Genomic DNA, 22977 nt, shown 5'->3' with positions numbered 1-22977 from the left:
CATATTTTTTTGAAAGAAATTAATAGTTTTGATTTTGAAAATTACTTTTCATTATACTATATTAGAAAAAAATATTTGATTTATTGTATAATTCAATGTACAATTGTACATATTAAAGTGAAATATTTAACAAAAAAGGAGTACTAGATTTATGGAATCAAAAAAATTAAACTGGCGTATGCTAGCCATGATGGGATTCACAATTGTTTGGGGATTTGGTAACGTTGTTAATAACTACGCAAACCAAGGTTTAACAGTTGTAGTTTCTTGGGTATTAATTCTTTCTCTTTACTTTTTACCATATGCACTTATGGTTGGAGAGATGGGATCTGTCTTTGATCACAAAGCTGGAGGAGTTTCAAGTTGGGTTGGTTCAACTTACGGACCTATGATAGCGTATCTTGCTGGTTGGACATATTGGGTTGTTCACATCCCTTATTTAGCACAAAAACCTCAAAGTGCATTAGTTGCTTTAAGTTGGGTTTTCTTCCAAAATGGAGATATGATAAAAACTTTTAATCCTTTAGTTTTACAGAGTATCGTTTTAGGAATCTTCCTACTTTTCCTTTGGTTATCATCTAAAGGTATGAACTCTTTAAAAAGAATAGGAGCTCTTGCTGGAACATCTATGTTCTTCATGGGTATTTTATATATTTTACTAACAGTTGCTGCACCATCTCTTATGAGTATCAATCCTGCTACAACTGATTGGTCACTATCGACATTTATGCCTAAGTTTGACTTTACATACTTTACTACTATATCTATGTTAGTATTTGCTGTTGGTGGATGCGAGAAAATCTCTCCATACGTTAAAGACGTTGAAAATCCTCACACAAACTTCCCTAAAGGGATGTTAGCACTTGCTGCTATGGTTGGTATGTCAGCTCTACTTGGTTCATTTGCAATGGGAATCATGTTTAATAGTGGAAATATTCCTGCTGACTTAAAAATGAATGGTCAATACTACGCATTTAAACTTTTAGGTGAATACTACGGTGTTGGAAACGCACTTATGGTTTTATATGCTGTAGCTAATACTCTATCTCAAATATCAGCACTTATGTTCTCTATTGATGCTCCACTTAAAATATTAATTGGAGAAGGAGATAAGAACTTTATACCAGCTGCATTTACAAAATGTAATGAAAATGGAGCACCTATTAATGGATATAAATTAACTGCTGTACTTGTTGGAATCCTAATTATAATTCCAGCACTTGGTATTGGAGATATGAATAACCTTTATAACTGGCTTCTTGATTTAAACTCAATTGTTATGCCACTTAGATACTTATGGGTATTCTTAGCATACATTGGACTTAGAGGATTAATTAAGAACAAAGCTTTAAGTGATAGTTCAGGATTTAAGTTTGTTAAAAATGATAAGATTGCAACAGCTATTGGAATCTGGTGTTTTGCCTTTACAGCATTTGCATGTTTAATGGGTATCTTCCCTAAAAACATTGAAACATTTAGTTCTGAGTGGTTCTTCCAAATTACTCTTAACATTTTAACACCAATTGTTCTAGTTGGACTTGGACTTATCTTCCCTAAGATAGCTAGAAAAACAAATAAATAGATTTAACATAGAAAACACAGAGGTTTTATAAAAACCTTTGTGTTTTTTTATTTTTCTGTATATAAAATAACATTTCTTTTACTTTATTTTAATTTTTGTTTAACACAACTAGTTTATAATGAGTCTGATAAATATTTTTCACAGGGAGGATTTTTTAAAGTGAATACCATTAAATTTTTAGCAATTTTTACAACTTTAAGTGCTTCAATTTTTTCAGCAGATTTTAACTACTTAGGTACTAAACAACCATACAGTGTTAAAGAGATTTCTACTGCTCCTACACCTAATGGGTATAAACCATTCTTTGTAAATCATTTAGGAAGACATGGTTCTAGACATCTATCTTCACCTAAGTATGATGTATCTTTATACGAGTTATTATCTATTGCAGAAAAAGAAAACGCTATTACTCCTGAGGGATTAAAGTTAAAAAACTCTATAGCACAACTTATGGAGATTGAAAAAGGAAACTATGGTCTTTTAACTGAGGTTGGTGTTAAAGAGCAAAAAGAGATTGCTAAAAGATTCTATGAGAACAATAAAGAGATTTTTGGAAAAGATATTATAGCTTCATCAACTTATGTTGAAAGAGCTCAGCAGAGTAGAGATGCTTTTTTAGAAGAACTTGGACAGTACACTCCAAATATAAACTTTAAAGTTTCAACAAACAATAAAAAAGATATACTTTTAAGATTCTTTGATCTCTCTCCAGAGTATGAGGAGTTTTCTGAAAATGGTTCTTGGAAAAAAGAGTTAAATACATACTCTAAAAGTAAAAACTTTAACAACGAAGTTTTAAATCAGCTTTTTTCTAAAGATTTTGTTAAAAAATTAGAAAGTGGTGAGTTTAAACTAAAAGATAGTAAGGGCAAAGTTGTTTTAAAAAATCCAACTGATGCTGTTAGGAATCTTTATGATCTATATATTATCCAAGCTAATATTGGAAAAAACTTAGGCTTTGGAGAGTTTTTTAGTGAAGAACAGTTAAAGTGGTACGAAGAGGTTGATAATCTAAGTGATTTCTATGAAAAAGGTCCTGGGAAAAATGGAGAGGATATTGCTACAAATATCGCTTTACCTCTTTTAGAGAATTTTATAGTTACAAGTGATGAAGCTATAAAAAATCAAAACATCTCAGCTAACCTAAGATTTGCCCATGCTGAAACTACTATTCCATTTATAACTTTACTAGATATCAATGGCTACTCAGCAAAAGAGGATAATATGGAAAAAGTTTATGAGAGATGGTTAGGAAGAGATATATCTGGTATGTCTACAAATATTCAATGGATATTCTATAAAAATGATAAAAATGATGTTTTAGTTAAAATTTTACACAATGAAAAGGATGCTGAGCTACCAATAGCAACTACTATGAAACCATATTATAAATGGGATGATGTTAAGAACTTCTACACTAATAAATTAAAATAAAATTTGGGAGGGTATAGATTTGAAAACTTTAAATAGATTGTTTACACTGGGGTTACTTGGTACTGGACTTTTTTTAACAGGGTGTGGAAAAGAGGAGGTAAAAGAGAAAAAACTTGTTATCGCCTTTGGAATTGATGAGGATTTAGAGTCTAAAGTTGTAGCTAAAGATAAATTTTTAAAAGATCTTGAAAATGCCGTTGGGATGAAAGTTGAATGGTTCGAACCATCATCTGATATGGCTTTAACTGAATCTTTAAAAGCTAAAAAAAATAGAACTGATGTAGCTTATACAGGAGCTATGCCATATTTTATGGCTGCTACTAAATCTCAAATTGAACCTTTAGTTTCTTTTGCTAAAGATGGAAAATTAGAAAATTGGGGAAAGTTTTCATATTTTTTAACTAGACCAGATACAAATATAAATGAGTTCAGTGAAAAAGATTTGATAAATCCAAAGAGTCCCTACACTTTTGCTTATACAAAACAATCTTCAGGCTCTACATATTTGTGGCCTGTAAATGATCTTATTACAAGTGGAATAATTAAAGATTCTAATGACTTTACTATTAAGTTTAAACCTTACGAAACTGGTTCTACAACAAATACTGTTAGAGCTCTTTTAGATAAAGATGCAGATATTGGAGTTATCTCATCTAACTCATATGTAAAAAATAGAAAGTTTTTTACAGAGGACAACCACAAAATTATATACAAAAGCTCAGTTATTCCAGATAATCTTTGGTTAGTACAAGAAAGTATGCCACAAGATTTAAAAGAAAAGCTACAAAACTTTTTCTTAAACTACAATGATAAGTTCTTCATGGAAAATTTTTACGGAAAGAAAAATGGAGAGCAACACATTAAAGTTACAAAAGAAAACTTTAAAATAATTGGACAAGTTATGAAAAATCTTAATTTAACAGAGATAAAAGAGGATTAATTTTAGGGGGTATATATGAATAATATTATAACTATAAAAGATGGAGTTAAAAGCTATAATAATAGCTTTTTAGCTCTTAACAATATAAACTTATCTATAAAAAAAGGGGAGTTTGTAGCTATTATAGGTTCTTCTGGAGCTGGTAAATCTACACTTTTAAGATCTATTAATGCTATGAATCCACTTAGTAGTGGAAGTGTTATCTTTAACGGAGAGGATATTTGTAAAGTTTCTGGTGGAAAACTAAGAAAAGTGAGAAGAGAGATTGGAATGATTTTCCAACATTATAATCTTATTGAAAGGCTATCTGTTGTTCAAAATGTTCTTCATGGAAGACTTGGATATATGTCTGATTTTAAAGGATTCTTTGAACTTTATTCTGAAAATGATAAAACAAAAGCTTTAAATATTCTTAAAAGACTAGGACTTGAAGAACACTGTTATAAAAAAGCTTCTGAACTAAGTGGAGGACAAAAGCAAAGAGTTGGAATCTCTAGAGCTCTTGCACAAAACCCAAAACTAATTTTAGCTGACGAACCAATTGCAAGTTTAGATCCAAAATCTTCTGAAATTGTTATGGAAACATTGAAAAATATCTGTCTTGAAGATAATATAACTTGTATTGTAAATCTTCATCAAGTTGAGTTTGCTAAAAATTATGCCACTAGAATTATTGGAATGAAAAATGGAGTTATAGTATTTGACAATACTCCTGAAAATTTAACAGAGGAGATTATCAATGAAATATACGGTAAAAATGTTTAATAAAAATGATATCTTTACTTTAGGAGTTATCTCTATTATCTATCTTTTTATAGCTTATAGGTTGGATTTTTCTTTTTTATCTTTCTTAGTTGAACTTCCATCTGCAGTTTCATTTATAACTGAGGAGATGCTACCTGTAAATTGGAAAAGTTATAATAACTATATGACACCTCTACTTGATACATTTTGTGTAGCTATAGTTTCATTAATTTTTTCCTCTGCTATCTCATTTTTTCTAGGTTTTCTATGTTCAGAAAAAACTATGCATTTTAAACCAATTAGAAATTTTGTTAAAAGTTTTGCCACAGTTTTAAGAAATATTCCCAATATAATCTGGGCGCTTATGTTTGTTCCCGCTTTTGGTGTTGGTATAACAACTGGGATTATAGCTTTAACTGTTGGGAACATTGGAGATATGACTCGTTTTTATTATGAAACTATAGATGAAGTTGATTTGGAGCTACTAAGTTCTTTAAAAGCTACTGGAATGTCTCATCTTCAAGTTATAAGATTTGGAGCTATTCCTCAAGCTATTCCTGGATTTATCTCTTGGACTATCTACTCTTTAGAAAGTAACATTCGTTCTTCAGCTGTAATAGGCTTAGTTGGTGCTGGAGGAATCGGTATGTATATAAGTAATAACTTAAGTTTAATGAAATACAACACTGCTGCTATGGGGATTCTTTTAATTGTAGTTTGTGCTATTGTAACTGAAATCATCTCTAATATTTTAAGAAAGAGGATTATTTAAATGAAAAAAAACTATTTTGGAAAAATAAAAATAAAAGATCATAAAAATGATAAATTTTTAAATAAAATTATGTTGGGAATCTCAATTTTATTCCTTCTATCTTTTTTTAAGTTAAACTTAGATTTTGGAAGAGTTGCAAGAGGATTAAATAAATTAGGAAATATTCTTTTGGAGTTTGGAAAACCAGATGCCTCTGTTTTTAAGTTTGTTTTAATTGCTGTTTGGGAATCTTTTGAAATAGCTTTTATGGCTACCTTAGTAGGAGTTGTTTTCTCTGTTCCCCTAGCTTTTTTAACAGCTTCTAATACAGCACCTTGGAAACCACTATCTTTAGCTATAAAGTCATATATATCTTTTATTAGAGCAGTACCCTCTTTAATCTGGGCTGTTATATTTGTTTCATCTGTTGGTCTTGGACCTTTTTCAGGAATTCTAGGACTTTCTGTTCATACAGTAGCTTATCTCACTAAGGCTTACTTTCAATCTATTGAGGATTTAGGAGAGGAAAGTATTTTAGCCATTAAAGCTACTGGTGCATCTTGGTTAAATATTATGAAAGCTGCAATACTTCCAAATATAAAAAGAGTTATTACTGGATGGACTGCACTGAGATTTGAATCTAATATGGCACAATCATCTATTATAGGAGTTGTTGGTGCTGGGGGAATAGGTTACATAATCTCAAAATTTATAAAGTCTTATGATTTTAACGCTGCTGGAACTGCTTTAATTGTTTTAATGATTATATCAGTTTCTGTAGAGCGGTTAGGTTCACTACTAAAAACTTATACAGAGAGAGGTTAAAAATGAAAACTATTTTTTTAGGAACAGGGTCTGCAAATGGACTTCCTGATGTATTTTGTTCATGTGAGTATTGTAACTCTTTAAGAGAACTCAAAGGGAAAAATATTCGTAAAAGGTCAACTTTTTTATTGGGGGATAAAATACTATTAGACTTTTCACCTGATATTAGAACTCAGATTTTAGAAAACAGTATAGATTTTAGTAAAATCAAAGGTGTTCTTCTATCTCATACTCACAATGATCATTTGGATATACAAGAGCTTATAAAAATTAAAAATCCTATGAATATATATGTTAATAGTTCATCTGAAATGTGGCTAAAAGAGCAGATTAAAATAGCAATAAAACCTAAGCATCAAAAAAATCTTCAAGAAAAAATAGGTCATCTCAATATAATTCCTATGAGCTACTATACTCCTTTTACTATTGAAGATTTTGAAATTATACCTATTGAAGCTAAACATACAGGTTTAAACAGTGGTGAGCATGGTACAAACTTTATAATAAAACATGAAAATTTTACTAGACTACATGCTTCTGATACTGGTATCTACTCTTTAAAGACATTTGAATTTTTGAAAAACTTTAAATTTGATGATATTGTTATTGAATGTACTTTTTTAGATTTTCAAAAGGATAACTCAGACCATCTTGATATTTTTACACTAAATATGGTTTTGAATAGATTGAAAGATTTTAACTGTATCGATTCTAAAACTCCAATAACTGTTACACACTTTGGTCATGATCCTAAAAAAACTCATGAAGAGATTCAAAAGCTTATGAAATCTTTAGATTTTAATATCTCTGTTGCATATGATGGATTGTGCATTAATAATGCTAATTAAATTAAAAAGCTGAGTTCTAAAATAAACTCAGCTTTTTGCTATATTACTCTTCTTGTTTGCCAGAATCTTTTAGCCCAGTAGCTATCATACTCAGATATTGTAACTCCTGTAGTTCTTCCTGCATGAACAAACTTATTATTTCCTATATATACACCAACGTGTTTTATTCTACTATTCATTTTAAAGAAAATAAGATCTCCTACTTTCCAATTTTCTCTATTTCCAACAACTTGCTCTCCAATTTGAACCTGAGTAAGTGTTGTTCTAGGCAGCTCCACATCAAATTGCTCTTTATACAGATGTTGCATAAGTGCTGAGCAATCAACTCCCTTTTTTGTTGTTCCTCCATAACGATATCTAGTCCCACGCCAACTTGAATAGAAATCAGTTATTTTAGTACTTTTTATATATTCTTTTTTCTGATTTAAAATCTCCTCATCCACTTCAATTTTTTCTACGACCTTTGGTTTAGTAAAACTTAATGCATGAACCTCTGATGTTATAAAACTAAAGGCAAGTATGAAAAAGGTAAACAATTTTATTAATCTTTTCCCCATAATCATCTCCTGTCTTTTTGTATTTGTTATTTTTGTAATTAATATATTATACTCAATTTTTGTCTGTTTTGCAAATTTTTGACTTTTACATAACCTTTATGATAGAATCTAGGAACTTTATATAAGTTAAGGGGAGTGAATTTTTATGATTAAAAGTGCATTTTTAAATCGGTCAAAAGAGATTATAAAATTAGCTATTCCCGCTGTTGGTGAAATGATACTCTATATGTTAATCTGGGTTTTTGACACACTTATGGTTGGAAAGCACGGCGGACAAATCTCTGTTTCTGCTGTTGGTTTTAGTTCTGAAATTATGTATACTTTTATTAATATCTTAATTGCTATGGGATTATCTATATCTATAACATCTATCGTAGCTCGTTGTCTTGGAGCTAGAGAACATAAAAAAGCTGAAGATATGGCTGATTTAGGAGTCAAAATTGGTGGAGTTATTGCTGTTCTTGTCTTTTTAATATTTTTTATTTTTTCAAAAAATATATTAAGTTTAGCAGGAGCTAAAGGGGATGTATTAACTTTAGGTTATAGATATATGAGGATTTGTTCTATTGGACTTTTCTTTAATATGGTTACAAACCTTTTAAATGGTGTTTTCCGTGGATGTAAAAATACTAAAACTCCACTTTATGGAGCTGCTATTTTAAATATTGTGAATCTTTCTCTAGATTATGCACTTATATTTGGAAAATTTGGCTTTCCTGAACTAGGAGTTGAAGGAGCTGCCATTGCTACTACAATTGGAAACGTCTGTGCATTTTTATTTATTTTAAGTCAACTTAAAAAGCTACCATTTAAAATATCTTTAAAAGGTAAAGTTAACTTTAATTACTTAAAAGAACTTGTTGATTTAGCTGTTCCATCTGGACTACAAGAAGGAGCTTTTAGTATTGTAAGACTTTTAAGCGTTATGATGGTTATGAAACTTGGAAGTTTGGCTTTTTCTGCTAATCAAATCTCTGTAACCATTGAAAGTATCTCTTTTATGCCAGGTTGGGGATTTGCTATTTCAGCAGTTTCTTTGGTCGGGCATAGTATAGGAGAAAAAGATTTAAAAGGTGCCAGAGAATATGCTAATACATCCTTACTTCTAGCCTGTATTGTCATGGGATTCTTCTCTTTGGTCTTTCTATTTTTCTCTGAAAACTTAGTAAGATTATTTATAAAAAGTGATGAAGTTGAGGTTATCGCTCTTGGTGCTGCCTGCCTTATGATTGGATCTATTCAACAGATTCCAACAGCTATTGATATGGTTCTTTCAGGTTCCCTTAAAGGAATGGGAGATACTAAAACGCCATTTAGAATAGTTTTATTTTGCAACTGGTGTATAAGATTACCTTTAATGTATTATTTTATCTATCTAAAAAGAATGCCTGTAACATATTTTTGGTGGATTACATCACTTCAGTGGACTGTTGAAGCAGCTATATTTATTAAAATATATCGAAATAAATTTTATAAAAACCCATTAAAGAGTTAGTTATTCTAACTCTTTTTTTATTTTCTTCATAATTTTTTGAACAAAAAGAAGGAATTGAATTATTTTCTATGTATAGTACCTTTTGTTAAATAGTGCACAATATTTTATTCATTAGGAGGAAAAGTTATGAAAAAATTTAATCTCTTACTACTTGCATTAACTTTACAGACATCTAACACCTTTGCCCAAGAGCAGAGTGGCCTCATCTTTTGGTCAGATTATAATTACTTTAAGGACAATACTCGACCTATGAGTCAAATCGATAATTCCTATTTCAAGTTGTCAACTAAAGTTATTACACTTCCCCCTGTTACCCCGCCTAAAATCCCAGTTTTACCCCCAAATCCTAGCTCTCCAAAACATGATAATACCCCAGATATTGATAATCCTACATCTTCTGGTTCTGCTACAGCCTCACCTAAAAATGGATACATCTTCTATAACAAACTCTACTATCCAGGAAAAAATTTATACACAGACAAACTACCTTTAAAAGGAGACCTTACTATTACCACTAACAATGCTGTGGGAATGGGTAGTATTCTTAGTGGCTACACTCTTTATAATAAAAATACTTTAACTGTTAATAATAATCCTGGGAATACAACTACTACAGGAATGCAAGCTTCTGGTGGTGGGACTGTTATAAACGAAGGGAATATCAACATAAATGGACTTTATGGAAATGGAATAAATGTTATAAGTGATGGTTTAGGAATTAATAATGGAAAAATTAATCTTAACTCTTATTATGCTACAGGTCTTGAAGTCTATGGTAAAACAAAAGGAATCAATAACGGAATTATATCTGGAAATGGATATGAGGGTGCTCAAATATTCGGTGAAGGAGAATTTACAAATTCAACCACTGGTATCATAGATATAACTCATGGAAATGTGGGAATTTGTGTAGATGGTAAAGGTCTTGCAATAAACGATGGAGTTATAAAAACTTATAATACTAATTTTGGTATGTTTTCTTCATACGGAACTATAATCAATAATGGAACTATTACCATGAATGATACAGCAAAGAATCCAAATAATGTTGCTTCAAGTGGTATGGGAGTTTCAGAAGGTGGAAAAGCTATAAATAATGGAACTATCAATATAACTGGTAGAAGTTATTCTGGTATGAGTGGAGGAAAGAATACTGTTTTAAAAAATTTCGGTCTTATTAATATTAACCCCCCTGCTCCTAAAGACATATATGTTGACGGTAGTTATGCCTTTCAGCTTTCTCATTCAGCTGTGGGAACAAACGGACCTAGTGGTGTAGTTAATTTAAATAAGAATGGTATTTTATTAAATGGAAAAGGGACTCTTCATAACTGGGGTAAAATTATTAAACCAACTACAAATACTTTACCTCTTATATACGATGGGGGAAATCTTGTAATGGAAAAAGGAGGGTCTATTGTAACTAATACCTCTACTCCTACTATTAAAACTATGTATTTAGGAAAAAGTTATATTGGAAATAATTATAATCTTATTAGTAAGGTTACCTTAAATGACACTCTTACAAAATCTGCTAAAGAGATAAAAAGTAATCTTTATGGATATAAATTAATTCTTCACGGGAATGAAGCTGTTTTTAGTAAACTTAGCTTTTCTCTTCTTACAGATGATCCTTTAGGTAATTATTTACAAGACATCTATTATGATTCTAAAAATACATCTAAAGACAGATTGTTTGATATAATTCTATCTTCTAAAAATGGGAATTCTTTTCAAAATTATTTAAATGAAATTTTTGGTCGAGAATATTTTCCATCTCTTATTTATCAGACAAGAGATGCTATTGAATTTGGAAACAACAATATCTTATCTCACTTAACTGAAACTCCAAAAATTTTATCTAAAGAAAGATATATTTTTGGATACTCTTTTGAAAAAGTTAATAAGAGTGGTTATGACAATATTGCTGGATACAATCAAGAGCTAAATAGTCTTTTCATTGGAAAAAACTACCCTTTACTATCCTCTCTTAGTAGTGGTTGGATTTTCAACTATACTAGATTAAATGATAAATTTAAAGATGACTATGGAAAAAGAGAGGACAATCTATTTCAAGGAACTGGTTACTTAAACTATAATAAAAATAATTTCAATGGACTTGGAGCTTTATTCCTTGGATATTCTAGAGGTGATTTAGATAGAAATATACAATTTGATTACTCTCAATATAATGATACTTTAACATCTATTAAAACTGTGAATTTCAATGAAACTCTAAACTCAAAAATAAAAACTTTCTATGTTGGTGGAATGGGAAAAATCTCAAAACTATTCAATTGGAACTCATTCTATTTAGAACCAATTGGAAAATTTCAATCAATGGGATTATTTCAAAGAGATATTAATGAACACAATGGAACATATAATCTTGAGTTAGATAAATTAAATGGCTTCTTAAATACTTTCTACGTTGGTGGAGAGATGGGAAAAGATTTTGCTGTTAAAAATTATGGAATTAAACTTTCTTTAGTTGGATATCTAAAACAAGATTTAAATGATATTGATAAAAATATGAAATTTAAAGTACAAACTTTGGGAAATGAAACTGGTGCTATTAATATAGACAATAAAAATAGATTTTCTCAAGAAATTGGAATTAATGTTAAAGTTGGGGAACTTCAAACAGGACTTTCTATATATACAAGTTATTTATACGAATTTTCTAAAGATAACTCTTGGAAAATTGGAGCTGGAATAAGTTATATTTTATAAAAAAAATCCCAAGAGAATTCCACTCTTGGGATTTTTTCTATCCTATACCTCCGTATAAAACTCCTAATATAAGAATTATTAATACTCCTGGTACAAATATGTATTTTCCTATTTTTACAATATACTTTCCTACTTTATGTTTTGCTCCTAAGTCAATCTCATACTCTATAGATTTTGAATCTATTCCATAGAAATAGAATCCTAAAATTATAATAGCTCCAAGAGGTATTAAATAGATTGTCATTGTATCTGCAAAAGTTCCAAATAAATTCATATCTAAATCTAAAGGTAATCCTACTAAAAATAAAATTCCACCAACTATCACACTAGCTTTTACTCTAGAGATATTAAACTTCTCCATAGCTGCTTCTACAGGAACCTCTAACTGGTTTATTGCAGAAGAGATAGCTGCAAATATTACGCTTAAAAAGAATATTATTCCTAAAACTCTTCCCCCAGCCATATTGTTAAATACAGATGGTAATGTTATAAACAGTAAACTTGGTCCAGCTCCTGGTCCATAACCAAAAGCAAAAGCTGCTGGTATAATTATAAATCCAGCCATCAGTGCTGCTAAAGTATCTAAAATACATGTTTGAACAACACTTACAGATATATTTACATCTTTATCTAAATAACTACCATAAACTAAAAGTGCTGATCCACTTACTCCCACTGTGAAAAACGCTTGTCCTAAAGCCATAACCCAAGTTATTGGATTTAAAAGTTTATCCCAATCTGGATTTAATAGAAACTTAACTCCTTCCATAGCTCCTGGAAGACTTAAAGATTTTATCATAAGTCCAAAGAATATTATAAACATAAGTGGCATTACAATTTTATTTATCTTTTCAATTCCCTTTATAACTCCAAGTGAAATTACTCCAACACTTAAAACTACAGCTATAAAATGCCAGAATATAGACTCTGTATTTCCAGTAAAACTTCCAAAATATTGCTCATAATTTAAAGTACTCATATCCACCATTAAATATGTCACAAAATATTTTATTATCCATCCAAAAACTATTACATAAAATGTAAATATTCCTGCTACAGAAACTATTGGAACAATAGGTAAAAACTTAGCAAAAGGCACTTTCTTTTTTTCCATAAGTTTTCCAACACCTAAAACTCCCTTTTTCATCATTCTTCCAAATGATATCTCTCCAACTAACCCTATATAAGCAAATAAAGCCATAAATATAAAATATGGTATTAAAAATGCTGCTCCACCATAAGTTCCTAACTTCCAAGAGAAAAGCCAAATATTTCCAAGTCCTATGGCTGCTCCTACACATGATAAAATGAATCCGATTTTGTTACTAAACTTTTCTCTTTTGTCGTTCACGTTACTACACCTCCTAATTTTTATAAAAAAAAATTCCACAGAAATATATCTGTGGAATAAATGTTTTCTCAATTTAATCTATCAGATACAATCTTTTTTAGTTTTTGACCAAGCTAAAATAAGTTTGTATCCTGCATTCTCAGGTTACAAACTAACTATGGCCACCACCAAAATAAAACTGTTTCTGTTAAAGATGTATTAATTTTTAAGATATCTAATTGTTTTTTCATTTAATACACCTCCCTAAGAATAATTATTTTGAGTTATTGTAGCATTATAAAATAAAAAAAACAAGGATTTTTTTATTTTTGTGATATAACTATATGTAGATATTATTTTTTTAAGTGAGGTAACTATGGAAAAAATTAACTGTAATCAATTTCAATTATTAAACTACTACAAAAAAAATAGAGAGCTTTATCGTAAATTGGGAAAAAGATTAGAACGTTTTTTAAAGCAGTCCTTTGAAAAAGAAAAAATTATCTATCATTCAATTACTAGTAGAGCTAAAACTAGAGAAAGTTTTCAAAAAAAAATAGAACGGAAAGGCTATTCATGTGTTGAAGAAGCTACTGATCTATGTGGACTTAGAGTTATTACATTCTTAGAAAGTGAAACTAAAATTGTTGAACATTTTTTAAGACATACATTTATAATCGATGAAAGTAATAGCGTTGATAAAAGTGACACTTTAGGAGAGGATAAAGTAGGATATAAATCTATACATTTAGTTGCAACTCTTCCCAAAAGTCTTTTAGAACTTCCTGAATTTGAAAGATTTGAAGGATTAAAATTTGAAATTCAAGTTAGAACAATACTTCAGCATGCTTGGGCTGAAGTAGAGCATGATAAAAACTATAAATTTAGTGGACAACTTCCAACAGATATAAAAAGAAGATTTAAACTTTTAGCTGGATTTTTAGAGATTGCAGACAGAGAGTTTGAAAGTATTTCAAAAGAGATAACAGAATACGAAAAGAAAGTCGTAAATACTATTGAAGGAAATACTTTACATGAGATTGAGATAAACTCTACGTCTTTAAGAAAATATCTAAATAAAAAATTCAATATTACATTCTCTCAAGGTATTAGTCCAAAAATTATTACTCTTTTACATAGCAATAATATAAATACCTTAGAAGATTTCTCTAAAATAGAGGAACTAGAAATTATGAAAAAATACTTTGGAAATGGTAGTAAAAAATTTCCAGCTCGTTATGATCTAATGATTAAAAATCTTTTAGACTATAAAGAAAAACAATTATAGATTCAAAACAGGAATTGCCTTCTTACTTTTGTATATTTTAGAAATGAAATTTACAAAATAAGGAGGTTTTTTTATGGGCATTTTAAATAATGAAAGCTGTTTGAAAATGAAAGAAAAAGAGTATCATAAAACCATTGAACCATTAAAGTTAAAACTTGCTGAGCTTCAAAGAGTTGGTAAAGAGAAAAAGATTCCTATTTTAATTATTTTCGAAGGTCTTGAAGCTTCAGGAAAAGGGGCTATTATAAATGAAATCCTTGTAACTTTAGATCCTAGAGGATATCGTGTTATTAACCATAATCACCCTTTAGCAGAAAATAACCTTCCTTTAAAACAATATTTAGAGGATATTCCTGGACAAGGAGAGTTTCATATTTTTGATAAATCTTGGTATGACTTAGCTTTTCAAGAGGAAAATGATATTACTAGAAGATGTAAAGAGATAAATAAAATTGAACGTTCTCTTCTTAGAAGTGGAATGTTAATTATTAAATTTTTTATTCATGTTTCTAAAAAAATTCAGAAAAAAAGATATTTTAAAGCTAAAAAAAATCCAGCTAAATCGTGGAAAGTAACTCCATATGCATGGAAACAAAATTTTAACTATAAATCTATTATCGAAAGTTGGGAAGATATTATCGAACGAACTAATAACTATGATTGTGGTTGGAATATTATCTCTTCAAATAGTTTATATGGAGCAAAATCTGAAATTTTTAGAATAATTGTTGAAAAAATAGAAAGTTATTTAAATCAAAAAGAAGTTCGACCTAATGATGTACTACTTCCTTATAAAAAACCATACTCTTTAGATGATGTTGATTTATCTAAAACTATTGATAAAAAAGAATATAAAAAAGAGTTAGTAAAATTACAAAATAAAATTTCAGACCTTCATCACGAACTATATACTAGACGTATTCCTGTTATAATAGCTTATGAAGGTTGGGATGCTGCTGGAAAGGGTGGAAACATTAAAAGAGTTGTTGAAAAGATGGATCCTCGTGGTTATGACGTTATACCAATTGCAGCCCCTAATGATGTTGAAAAGAGTAAACATTATCTTTGGAGATTTTGGAGATCTTTCCCACGATATGGACATGTAGCTATCTTTGATAGAACATGGTATGGTAGAGTTCTTGTGGAAAGAGTTGAAAAATTCGCCACTAAGTACGAGTGGAAAAGAGCTTATCAAGAGATTACAGATATGGAAACTCAGTGGGTAAATAACGGCTCTATTATTATTAAATTTTGGTTACAGATATCTAAAGAGGAACAATTAAAAAGATTTAAAGAAAGAGAAAATACTCCTTCTAAAAAATGGAAAATAACTGAGGAGGACTGGAGAAATCGTGAAAAGTGGAAGGATTATAAAGAAGCTATTGAAGAGATGATTTCTAGAACTTCTACTACCTCTTGTCCTTGGTATATAGTTCCAGCTAATGACAAATATTACGCTAGAATTTTTGTTTTAAAAAAGATTATAAAAGAGATTGAAAAATGTCTATATGGTGTTTAATTTAATAGAAAATCCCCTTCTGGTTATAAACCAAAAGGGGATTTTTTTATTTATATGAGCAACAGTAATCTGCATAGTCATTAACTACAACTTTAAATGATGAATCTCCCTCTACAGAAAAACTTTCACCCTCTTTTATCTTAATAAAACCAGAGTCTTGAGCTCTTTTAATTAGCATCTCTCCTCCAAGAACTTCCATTACTTCTGGAGCTGCTGTTCCAAACTCATACTCACCCTTTTGCATAAATCCCAAAGTTTTTCTACTTCCATCTTCAAATATAATTGTTCTACTATCTACCCTTCCATCAAAATATACATTTGCCTTTTTTATAACCTTTACATTTTTAAACTCCACTTTCTCTCCCCCTTACATTTTTCTAGCTTTAGCCACACAACCTCTAATCGCTTCTATAACACTACTTCTCATTCCTCTTTCTTCTAAAATACTTACAGCTTCTATTGTTGTTCCTCCTGGAGAACAAACCATATCTTTTAAAGCTCCTGGATGCATCCCTGTTTCTAAAACCATCTTAGCACTTCCTAAAACTGCTTGAGCTGCAAACTTATATGCCATATCTCTTGGCATTCCCTCCATTACTGCCCCATCTGCCAAAGCCTCTATAAACATATAAACATATGCTGGCGAACTCCCACTAACACCTACTACAGCATCCATCATATACTCAGCTACAACTTCAGCTTTTCCTATAGAGTTTAAAAGAGTACAAATATACTCTAACTCCTCTTTAGTAACTTTTTTATTTGCACAAACCGCTGTCATTCCCTCACAAACCATAGCTGGAGTATTTGGCATTGTTCTAACAATTTTAATCTCTTTTCCAAAAGTTACCTCTAAATTTTTTAAAGTTTGCCCTGGAGCTATCGTTACTACAGTTGTAGTTGTTTTTACAAATGGTGATATCTCTTTTATCACTTCATTATAAAACTGTGGTTTTACAGCTAAAAATATCACATCACATTTTTCTACAACCTCTTTATTATCCTCAGTTATATTTATTCCATAGTTTGTTTTTACTTTTTCTAAAGTTGGTAAAAACTTATCTGAAGCAAATACATCCTCTTTTTTTACAATCCCTGAAGAGATTATCCCTTTAATTATCGCTCCAGACATATTTCCTGCCCCTATAAATCCTATTCTCACTACATCCTCCTTTTTAACTAATTAAAATTTTGCTCTGTTCTATCTATTATCTCATCTTGTAAAGCCTTACTTAGATTTCTAAAGTGATCACTATATCCAGCAACTCTTACTATTAAATCCTTATATTCATCTGGATTTTGCTGAGCCTTTAAAAGTGTCTCTTTATCTATTACATTAAATTGTATATGATGTCCATCCATATTGAAATATGTTTTTACAACATCTGCCATATGATTTAATCCCTCTTCACCTTTAACTACATTTGGAAGAAACTTTTGATTTAACAGTGTTCCACCAGTTTTTAGATGATCCATTTTTGCTGCTGATTTTAAAACTGCTGTTGGCCCATAGATATCTGCTCCCTTTTCTGGAGATATTCCCTCTGAAACTGGTTTATGAGCTAATCTTCCATTTGCACTTGCCATCATAACTTCACCAAAATATACATGACATGTTGTTGGTAACATATTTATAGCATATCTTCCACCTTTCATGTTAGGTCTATCTGTTACAACTGAGTTATAATATTCAAACACTGATTTCATTATATCATCTGCATAATCATTGTCGTTTCCATATTTTGGAGTTTTATTTTTTACTAAATTTAGTATTCTTGCACTACCTTCAAAGTTACTATCTAAAGCATTCATTAACTCTTGCATCGTAAAGTTCTTTTCATCGTAAACATTATATTTTATAGCTGCTAGAGAATCAGTTATTGTTCCAATTCCTACTCCTTGAACATATGTTGTGTTATAACGAGCTCCTCCAGCATTATAATCTTTTCCTCTAGAGATACAATCATTTGTTATAACTGATAAAAATGGAACTGGCATATATTTAGCATAGATTGTTTCTATTATATTACTTCCCTCTATTTTAATATCCATAAAATACTTTATCTGTTTTTTATAAGCTTCAAATAGTTCTTCATAACTTTTAAAATCCTCTGCATGACCCAATTTCAATCCTAGCTGCTTCTCACTAATTCTATCATAACCATTATTTAAAGTTAACTCTAAAATTTTTGGTAGATTGAAATATCCTGTTAATATATATGCTTCATTTCCAAAAGCTCCAGTTTCTACACATCCACTTGCTCCACCTCTTCTAGCATCAGCTAAAGTTTTCCCAGCATTTAATAACTCTTGAACTATAGCTTCTGTATTGTAAAAAGCTGGTTGTCCCCATCCTTTACGTGATATTGCACAAGCTTCTTTTAAAAATTTAATAGGTGTTTTTCTACTGATTTGAACATTTGAACTTGGTTGTAAAAGTTTCATCTCATCCATGCATTTTAAAATCAAGTAACTTACATCGTTAACTCCATCTTGCCCATCAGGAGTTATTCCCCCTGTATTTATATTGGCAAAATCTGTATATGTACTACTCTCTTTTAAAGTTATTCCAACTTTTGGAGGTGCTGGTTGATTGTTAAACTTAACCCATAAATTCTCTAAAAGTTCTAGTCCTCTCTCCTCATTTAAAACTCCATCTTCACAATCTTTTACATAAAATCCATTTAAATGTTGATCTAATCTTCCTGGACTAAATGCATCCCATGGATTTAACTCTGTAGTTACTCCAATATGAACAAACCAATACATTTGAATAGCTTGCCAATAAGTTTTTGGTTTATGAGCTGGTACAACTTCACAATTTTTTGCAATTTGTAAAAGCTCCTCTTTTCTAACTGGATTCTCTTCAGCTTTTGCTAGCTTATGAGCTAACTCTGCATAACGTTTTCCTAAAGCTATAATTGCATCACAACAGATACTCATTGCATTTAGTTCTTGTTTTTTATCTAAAGCTTCCTTATCATTTAAGAAATCCAATTTTTCAATAGTCTTTTGAATCTTTTTCTTATAATCTAAAAATCCATATTTATATATATTTTCAGAACCTACAGTATGTCCAGGACCTCTTTGCTCCATAAACTCTGTAAAAATTCCACTTTCATAGCACTCTTTCCACTCTTTCCCCATAGAGTTTATAATCTTATTTCTAATAGATCTTTTTTCCCAATATGGAATAATTTCCTCTGCTTGAATTTTCAAATCCTCTTCTGTAACTTTAAAAGATATTAAGTCTCTATCATTCATTACATGCATATCATCTAAAGTATGGCAACAAAGTTCTGGAAAAGTTGGAGCTGCTTGTGGGCCATCACCTTTTTCTCCTACAATCAATTCACCTTCATTTATACAAATAGATTTGTTTTCCATAAAATGTTTAAAAGCAAGAGCTCTTAACTCTGGAATAGAAACCTCACCTTCATATTTTTTATACGCTTCTGTTATCAATTTAGCTCTTTCAATATAAATATGTGCTGGTGTTTCTACACTTTGCTCTCTTAATTTTTGAATTCTTTCATTCATCCCTCTTTTTTTCATTTTATCTACCCTCCTATTTTAACATCTGAAAATCCATTTTTTCTAAAGATATCTAAATACTTTTCTAGCTCTTCCTGTGAAGGTGTAACAAAATCTTCTCCTAAATAACTTAAATCTAATTTTTCATATTTATTTGTTCCTGCTTTATGATAAGGAAGTAAATTTATTTTTTTTACCTGAACATTCTCTTTTAAAAACTTTACAATATCTTTAATACTTTCCTGGCTACTATTCACTCCACCAATTAAAGGTATTCTTATATATATGTTTTTTCCGCACTCACTTAAATATTTTAAATTTGAAAGTATTAACTCATTTCCTTTTCCCATATATTTTTTATGAACCTCATTGTCCATTGTTTTTATATCGTATAAGAATGTATCCACATAATCTATTAAAGCTTCATAATTTTTTTGTGGAGCATAACCACATGTATCAATTGTAATATGATAACCTCTTTTTTTTATCTTTTTTAATAACTCAACTAAATAACCTATATCTTGTGTCATTATCTCTCCACCTGAAAGAGTGACTCCCCCTCCTGATTCCTCATAAAACATTTTATCTTTATCAATCTCTTTTAAAAGCTCCTCTATTGGATATTGTTTTCCCACAATCTCTCTAGCTTCATTAATACAATAATCTAAACATGTTTCACACAATATACAATTTTCTCTTTCTGTTTTAGCTATATTCTCTTCAACTTTTATAACATGCTCTGGACAAATTTTTTCACACTCTTTGCAACCTTTACATCTTTCATAATTAAAAAGTAACTCTGGTGTATATCTTTGACTCTCTGGGTTATGACACCACCAACAGTTTAATAGACACCCTTTAAAAAATATTGTAGTTCTTATTCCATCCCCATCATGAAGAGAGTATTTCTGTATATTTATTACATAGGGTATTGCCATCTTCTTCACTTCCTTTAAAATATTAATAGTAGTTTAAATAGATAGTTTGCTGCAACTCCTGCTATAAGTCCTCCTAAAAGTTGCCATAAAATACATATTTTTATAAAATGATTATGCTTTAATGTATCTAGCATTCCCACATGTGTACTTAAAAATCCACTCCAACAAATTCCCATTCCTGTAAATACTGCAATTGTATTTGCATTAGCTAAACCTTTATCTATAAATCCTTTAGTTAATCCCATAGCACTTCCCACAGCTCCCAATGCTGTAAATGGATAAGCCAATAACTCTGGTTCTCCAAATCCCCATAACATTTTTGCTACAGGTGTAAAGTATGATCCTAATCTTGGTAATAATTGAACTCCCTCATAAGCTGCTCCCACATATGTTCCATTTTCTCCTTGAGGTCCAAATGTTAAAATCATAACAAATGTACAAATTAAAACTGTTCCTGAAGCACATGCAAGTCCTAGCGTCACTCCTGATTTAGCTCCATCCATCATAGATGCTAAAAGTCTCTCAAAAGCACTTCCAGCTCTAATCTTTCTAAGGTCTCCCTCCTCCTTAGTATCTATTTTTTCACTGCTTGATTCATTGTAATATTTTTTAGCATATCTAAGAACCATTCTAACTGAAAATATTCCTCCAATAACAGCTCCTATATTTCCTATTAATACAGCTTTTATATACTCACTTCCTAAACTTAACATATAAGCCGTTACAATAAGTCCCATTCCAAAAGTTGTTCCTAAGTTTGTATAAGTAACTTTTTCAGCTTTTGTAAAATATTTACTAAATCCTCTATCTTCTGCAAGTCCTAAAATAGCTGGATTGTCTGATATATATGTTGTTACAGCTCCTAAAGCTGCTGCTCCTGGTAATCCAAAAAGTGGCCTCATAAGTGGTGATATTATTTTATTAATTAAAGCGACAATTCCAAACTCTGACATTATTGAAGCTACTGCTCCTGCTAAAATAGCTACAGCCATAATATAAAATGATGTATTCATCAAAACATCATGCCCTGTTTTCATCATAACACTGAAAACCTTATCAATTCCCATAACACTGCCTAGATAAATAAAAAGAGTTACAAATACTGTTAAAACTACAAAAGTTTCTTTTGAAACTGAGGCGACTTCTCTTTCAACGCTCTCTTTTTCAGGTACTTCCTTCAATACATTTTCATCTGTTAACTTTTGTTCTGTCATTTCCATTTTAATACCTCCCTTTTATTTTTTGAACGTATTATTCATATTGTGCCTATTATAATCCTTAATTTTATTTTTTTCAACTAATTTTTTCATTTTTATGAATTTTTATATACTTCTAAAAATTAAAAACCTGTTTTGAACACAAATTCAAGGCTTATAAAGCCTTTCATGTTCATATATATGAAATTTCATATTCTGTTTAAAAAAAATTCTAGAATTTTATCGGTTTTTATGATAATTTAAACTATATGATATTTTATAATAAAAGGGGGTTTTAATGAGTAAGTATTCTACTAACATTGGTTCTTTAATAAAAGAACTTCGTAAAAAAAAAGAGATGACTTTAAAAGATTTGAGTAGTGCCAGTAATCTATCTGTTGGATTTTTATCACAATTAGAAAGAGGAATGACTAGTATTGCTATTGATTCTTTAGAGATTATTGCTCACTCTTTAGACGTTGAATTAGAATTTTTCTTTGACTTTAATAAAAAGAGAGTAGAAGGCAATCAAATAGTAAGAAGTTATAATAGAGATGCTATAGCTATTACTGATAAAATTATTCAACATAATTTAAGTTCAGACACAAAATCTTATAATCTATATCCTAGATTAATTGATATTATGCCATTTACAGATAATGGTTCATATAATTTACAACTATATTCACATGAAGGTGAAGAGTTCATCTTTGTTTTAGAGGGGGTTTTAACTTTAAATATTGAAGATGAAGAGTTTACACTTTATCCTGGAGATAGTACTACATTTAACTCTACTAAACCACATAACTGGAAAAATGAAACAAACTGCATAACTAAAATTATATGCGTACATAACCCAAATCCATTTAAAGAGATTTAAAAAATACTACTAAATTAAAAAGAGAGAGGATTATTTCATAACCCTCTCTCTAGCTTTTATAAATTTTTTATTACAATATAAACATCTACTACTTAATTCACCTTCATCTTCAAACTGCTCTGAAAAATCACTATTTGGAACTCGCTTTCCACATATTTTACAAAACTCATTGCGTCCCTCTCTCTGTTCAAAAATCAACTCTATATTTCTAGCTATATTTTTAAAAATCTCTTGAATCCTTTTAAAACTAAAGAAATTTAACATTTTTATCACCTCATAATTATTATAATCATTTTACAAAAAATAAACAACATTCCTTTTATTTTATTAAAGTTTTAAAGGATTTTCATTTTTTTTCAGAACATACAGATGTAAATATCTTT

At 30.0% G+C, this 22977-nt stretch carries 20 protein-coding genes; 12 read left to right on the top strand and 8 right to left on the bottom strand.

What is annotated here, in order from left to right; genetic code table 11:
- Positions 1-151: 151 nt before the first annotated feature.
- From HMPREF0202_RS13660 to HMPREF0202_RS13630, 7 genes are all read left to right on the top strand, one after another.
- Positions 152-1582 (top strand): amino acid permease, encoded by a 1431-nt coding sequence (locus tag HMPREF0202_RS13660; RefSeq protein WP_023051313.1) that lies wholly within the window; start codon positions 152-154, stop codon positions 1580-1582.
- Positions 1583-1741: 159 nt separating this feature from the next.
- A complete protein-coding gene (locus tag HMPREF0202_RS13655) occupies positions 1742-3016 on the top strand; it encodes a histidine-type phosphatase (protein ID WP_051364180.1) in 1275 nt (424 codons plus the stop codon).
- Between the two features lie 19 nt (positions 3017-3035).
- On the top strand, positions 3036-3956 hold the full coding sequence (locus HMPREF0202_RS13650; RefSeq protein WP_040407623.1) for a PhnD/SsuA/transferrin family substrate-binding protein: 921 nt from the start codon (positions 3036-3038) through the stop codon (positions 3954-3956).
- Between the two features lie 15 nt (positions 3957-3971).
- Positions 3972-4721 carry a phosphonate ABC transporter ATP-binding protein gene (gene phnC / locus HMPREF0202_RS13645; RefSeq protein ID WP_023051310.1) on the top strand — a complete coding sequence of 250 codons (750 nt, stop codon included), beginning with the start codon at positions 3972-3974 and terminating at the stop codon, positions 4719-4721.
- Positions 4696-5472 carry a phosphonate ABC transporter, permease protein PhnE gene (gene phnE, locus HMPREF0202_RS13640; RefSeq protein ID WP_023051309.1) on the top strand — a complete coding sequence of 259 codons (777 nt, stop codon included), beginning with the start codon at positions 4696-4698 and terminating at the stop codon, positions 5470-5472. The genes phnC and phnE (HMPREF0202_RS13640) overlap by 26 nt, the downstream gene beginning before the upstream one ends.
- Complete coding sequence (phnE, locus tag HMPREF0202_RS13635) at positions 5473-6276, top strand: phosphonate ABC transporter, permease protein PhnE (RefSeq protein WP_023051308.1); 804 nt, start codon at positions 5473-5475, stop codon at positions 6274-6276.
- A 2-nt stretch (positions 6277-6278) separates the two neighbouring features.
- Positions 6279-7124, top strand: coding sequence for an MBL fold metallo-hydrolase (locus tag HMPREF0202_RS13630; protein WP_023051307.1), 846 nt, complete (start codon positions 6279-6281; stop codon positions 7122-7124).
- Between the two features lie 38 nt (positions 7125-7162).
- Here HMPREF0202_RS13630 and HMPREF0202_RS13625 read toward each other — a convergent pair whose 3' ends face one another.
- The gene (locus HMPREF0202_RS13625; protein ID WP_023051306.1) at positions 7163-7681 is read right to left on the bottom strand and encodes an NlpC/P60 family protein; all 519 of its coding nucleotides are present in this window, start codon (positions 7679-7681) and stop codon (positions 7163-7165) included.
- A gap of 145 nt (positions 7682-7826) precedes the next feature.
- Here HMPREF0202_RS13625 and HMPREF0202_RS13620 point away from each other — a divergent pair, with 145 nt between their 5' ends.
- Together HMPREF0202_RS13620 and HMPREF0202_RS13615 are read left to right on the top strand one after the other, a co-directional pair.
- Positions 7827-9176 (top strand): MATE family efflux transporter, encoded by a 1350-nt coding sequence (locus tag HMPREF0202_RS13620; protein ID WP_023051305.1) that lies wholly within the window; start codon positions 7827-7829, stop codon positions 9174-9176.
- A gap of 126 nt (positions 9177-9302) precedes the next feature.
- Positions 9303-11909, top strand: a complete 2607-nt coding sequence (locus tag HMPREF0202_RS13615; RefSeq protein WP_023051304.1) for an autotransporter outer membrane beta-barrel domain-containing protein — start codon at positions 9303-9305, stop codon at positions 11907-11909.
- A gap of 37 nt (positions 11910-11946) precedes the next feature.
- Here the strand turns inward: HMPREF0202_RS13615 and HMPREF0202_RS13610 are convergent, their stop codons facing one another.
- Positions 11947-13260 (bottom strand): sodium-dependent transporter, encoded by a 1314-nt coding sequence (locus HMPREF0202_RS13610; RefSeq protein ID WP_023051303.1) that lies wholly within the window; start codon positions 13258-13260, stop codon positions 11947-11949.
- 355 nt (positions 13261-13615) lie between these two features.
- On the opposite strand from HMPREF0202_RS13610, the gene HMPREF0202_RS13605 reads away from it, so the two are divergent.
- Both HMPREF0202_RS13605 and HMPREF0202_RS13600 read left to right on the top strand, forming a co-directional pair.
- Positions 13616-14527: a GTP pyrophosphokinase gene (locus HMPREF0202_RS13605; RefSeq protein ID WP_023051302.1), complete on the top strand. Its 912-nt coding sequence runs from the start codon at positions 13616-13618 to the stop codon at positions 14525-14527.
- A 73-nt stretch (positions 14528-14600) separates the two neighbouring features.
- Positions 14601-16046, top strand: a complete 1446-nt coding sequence (locus tag HMPREF0202_RS13600) for a hypothetical protein (RefSeq protein ID WP_023051301.1) — start codon at positions 14601-14603, stop codon at positions 16044-16046.
- Positions 16047-16092: 46 nt separating this feature from the next.
- Here the strand turns inward: HMPREF0202_RS13600 and ppnP are convergent, their stop codons facing one another.
- From ppnP to HMPREF0202_RS13575, 5 genes are read right to left on the bottom strand one after another with little or no spacing between them, the layout of a single operon-like run.
- Positions 16093-16401: a pyrimidine/purine nucleoside phosphorylase gene (gene ppnP / locus HMPREF0202_RS13595; protein ID WP_023051300.1), complete on the bottom strand. Its 309-nt coding sequence runs from the start codon at positions 16399-16401 to the stop codon at positions 16093-16095.
- 12 nt (positions 16402-16413) lie between these two features.
- A complete protein-coding gene (proC, locus tag HMPREF0202_RS13590) occupies positions 16414-17208 on the bottom strand; it encodes a pyrroline-5-carboxylate reductase (RefSeq protein ID WP_023051299.1) in 795 nt (264 codons plus the stop codon).
- A 17-nt stretch (positions 17209-17225) separates the two neighbouring features.
- Positions 17226-19601: a trans-4-hydroxy-L-proline dehydratase gene (gene hypD / locus HMPREF0202_RS13585; RefSeq protein WP_023051298.1), complete on the bottom strand. Its 2376-nt coding sequence runs from the start codon at positions 19599-19601 to the stop codon at positions 17226-17228.
- Between the two features lie 5 nt (positions 19602-19606).
- On the bottom strand, positions 19607-20518 hold the full coding sequence (locus HMPREF0202_RS13580; protein WP_023051297.1) for a trans-4-hydroxy-L-proline dehydratase activase: 912 nt from the start codon (positions 20516-20518) through the stop codon (positions 19607-19609).
- A gap of 14 nt (positions 20519-20532) precedes the next feature.
- Entirely contained in the window at positions 20533-21738 is a 1206-nt protein-coding gene (locus HMPREF0202_RS13575) for a CD0519/CD1768 family membrane protein (protein WP_023051296.1), read from the bottom strand.
- A gap of 274 nt (positions 21739-22012) precedes the next feature.
- Between HMPREF0202_RS13575 and HMPREF0202_RS13570 the strand changes: the two genes are divergently transcribed.
- On the top strand, positions 22013-22594 hold the full coding sequence (locus HMPREF0202_RS13570; RefSeq protein WP_023051295.1) for a helix-turn-helix domain-containing protein: 582 nt from the start codon (positions 22013-22015) through the stop codon (positions 22592-22594).
- Positions 22595-22624: 30 nt separating this feature from the next.
- Here HMPREF0202_RS13570 and HMPREF0202_RS13565 read toward each other — a convergent pair whose 3' ends face one another.
- Positions 22625-22858, bottom strand: coding sequence for a hypothetical protein (locus HMPREF0202_RS13565; RefSeq protein WP_023051294.1), 234 nt, complete (start codon positions 22856-22858; stop codon positions 22625-22627).
- Positions 22859-22977 lie beyond the last annotated feature (119 nt).

This window comes from Cetobacterium somerae ATCC BAA-474, from assembly GCF_000479045.1.
GTDB classification, from domain to species: domain Bacteria; phylum Fusobacteriota; class Fusobacteriia; order Fusobacteriales; family Fusobacteriaceae; genus Cetobacterium_A; species Cetobacterium_A somerae.
Note: the sequence above shows the minus strand (reverse complement) of the source record. Positions and strands in the feature narration are given on the sequence as shown.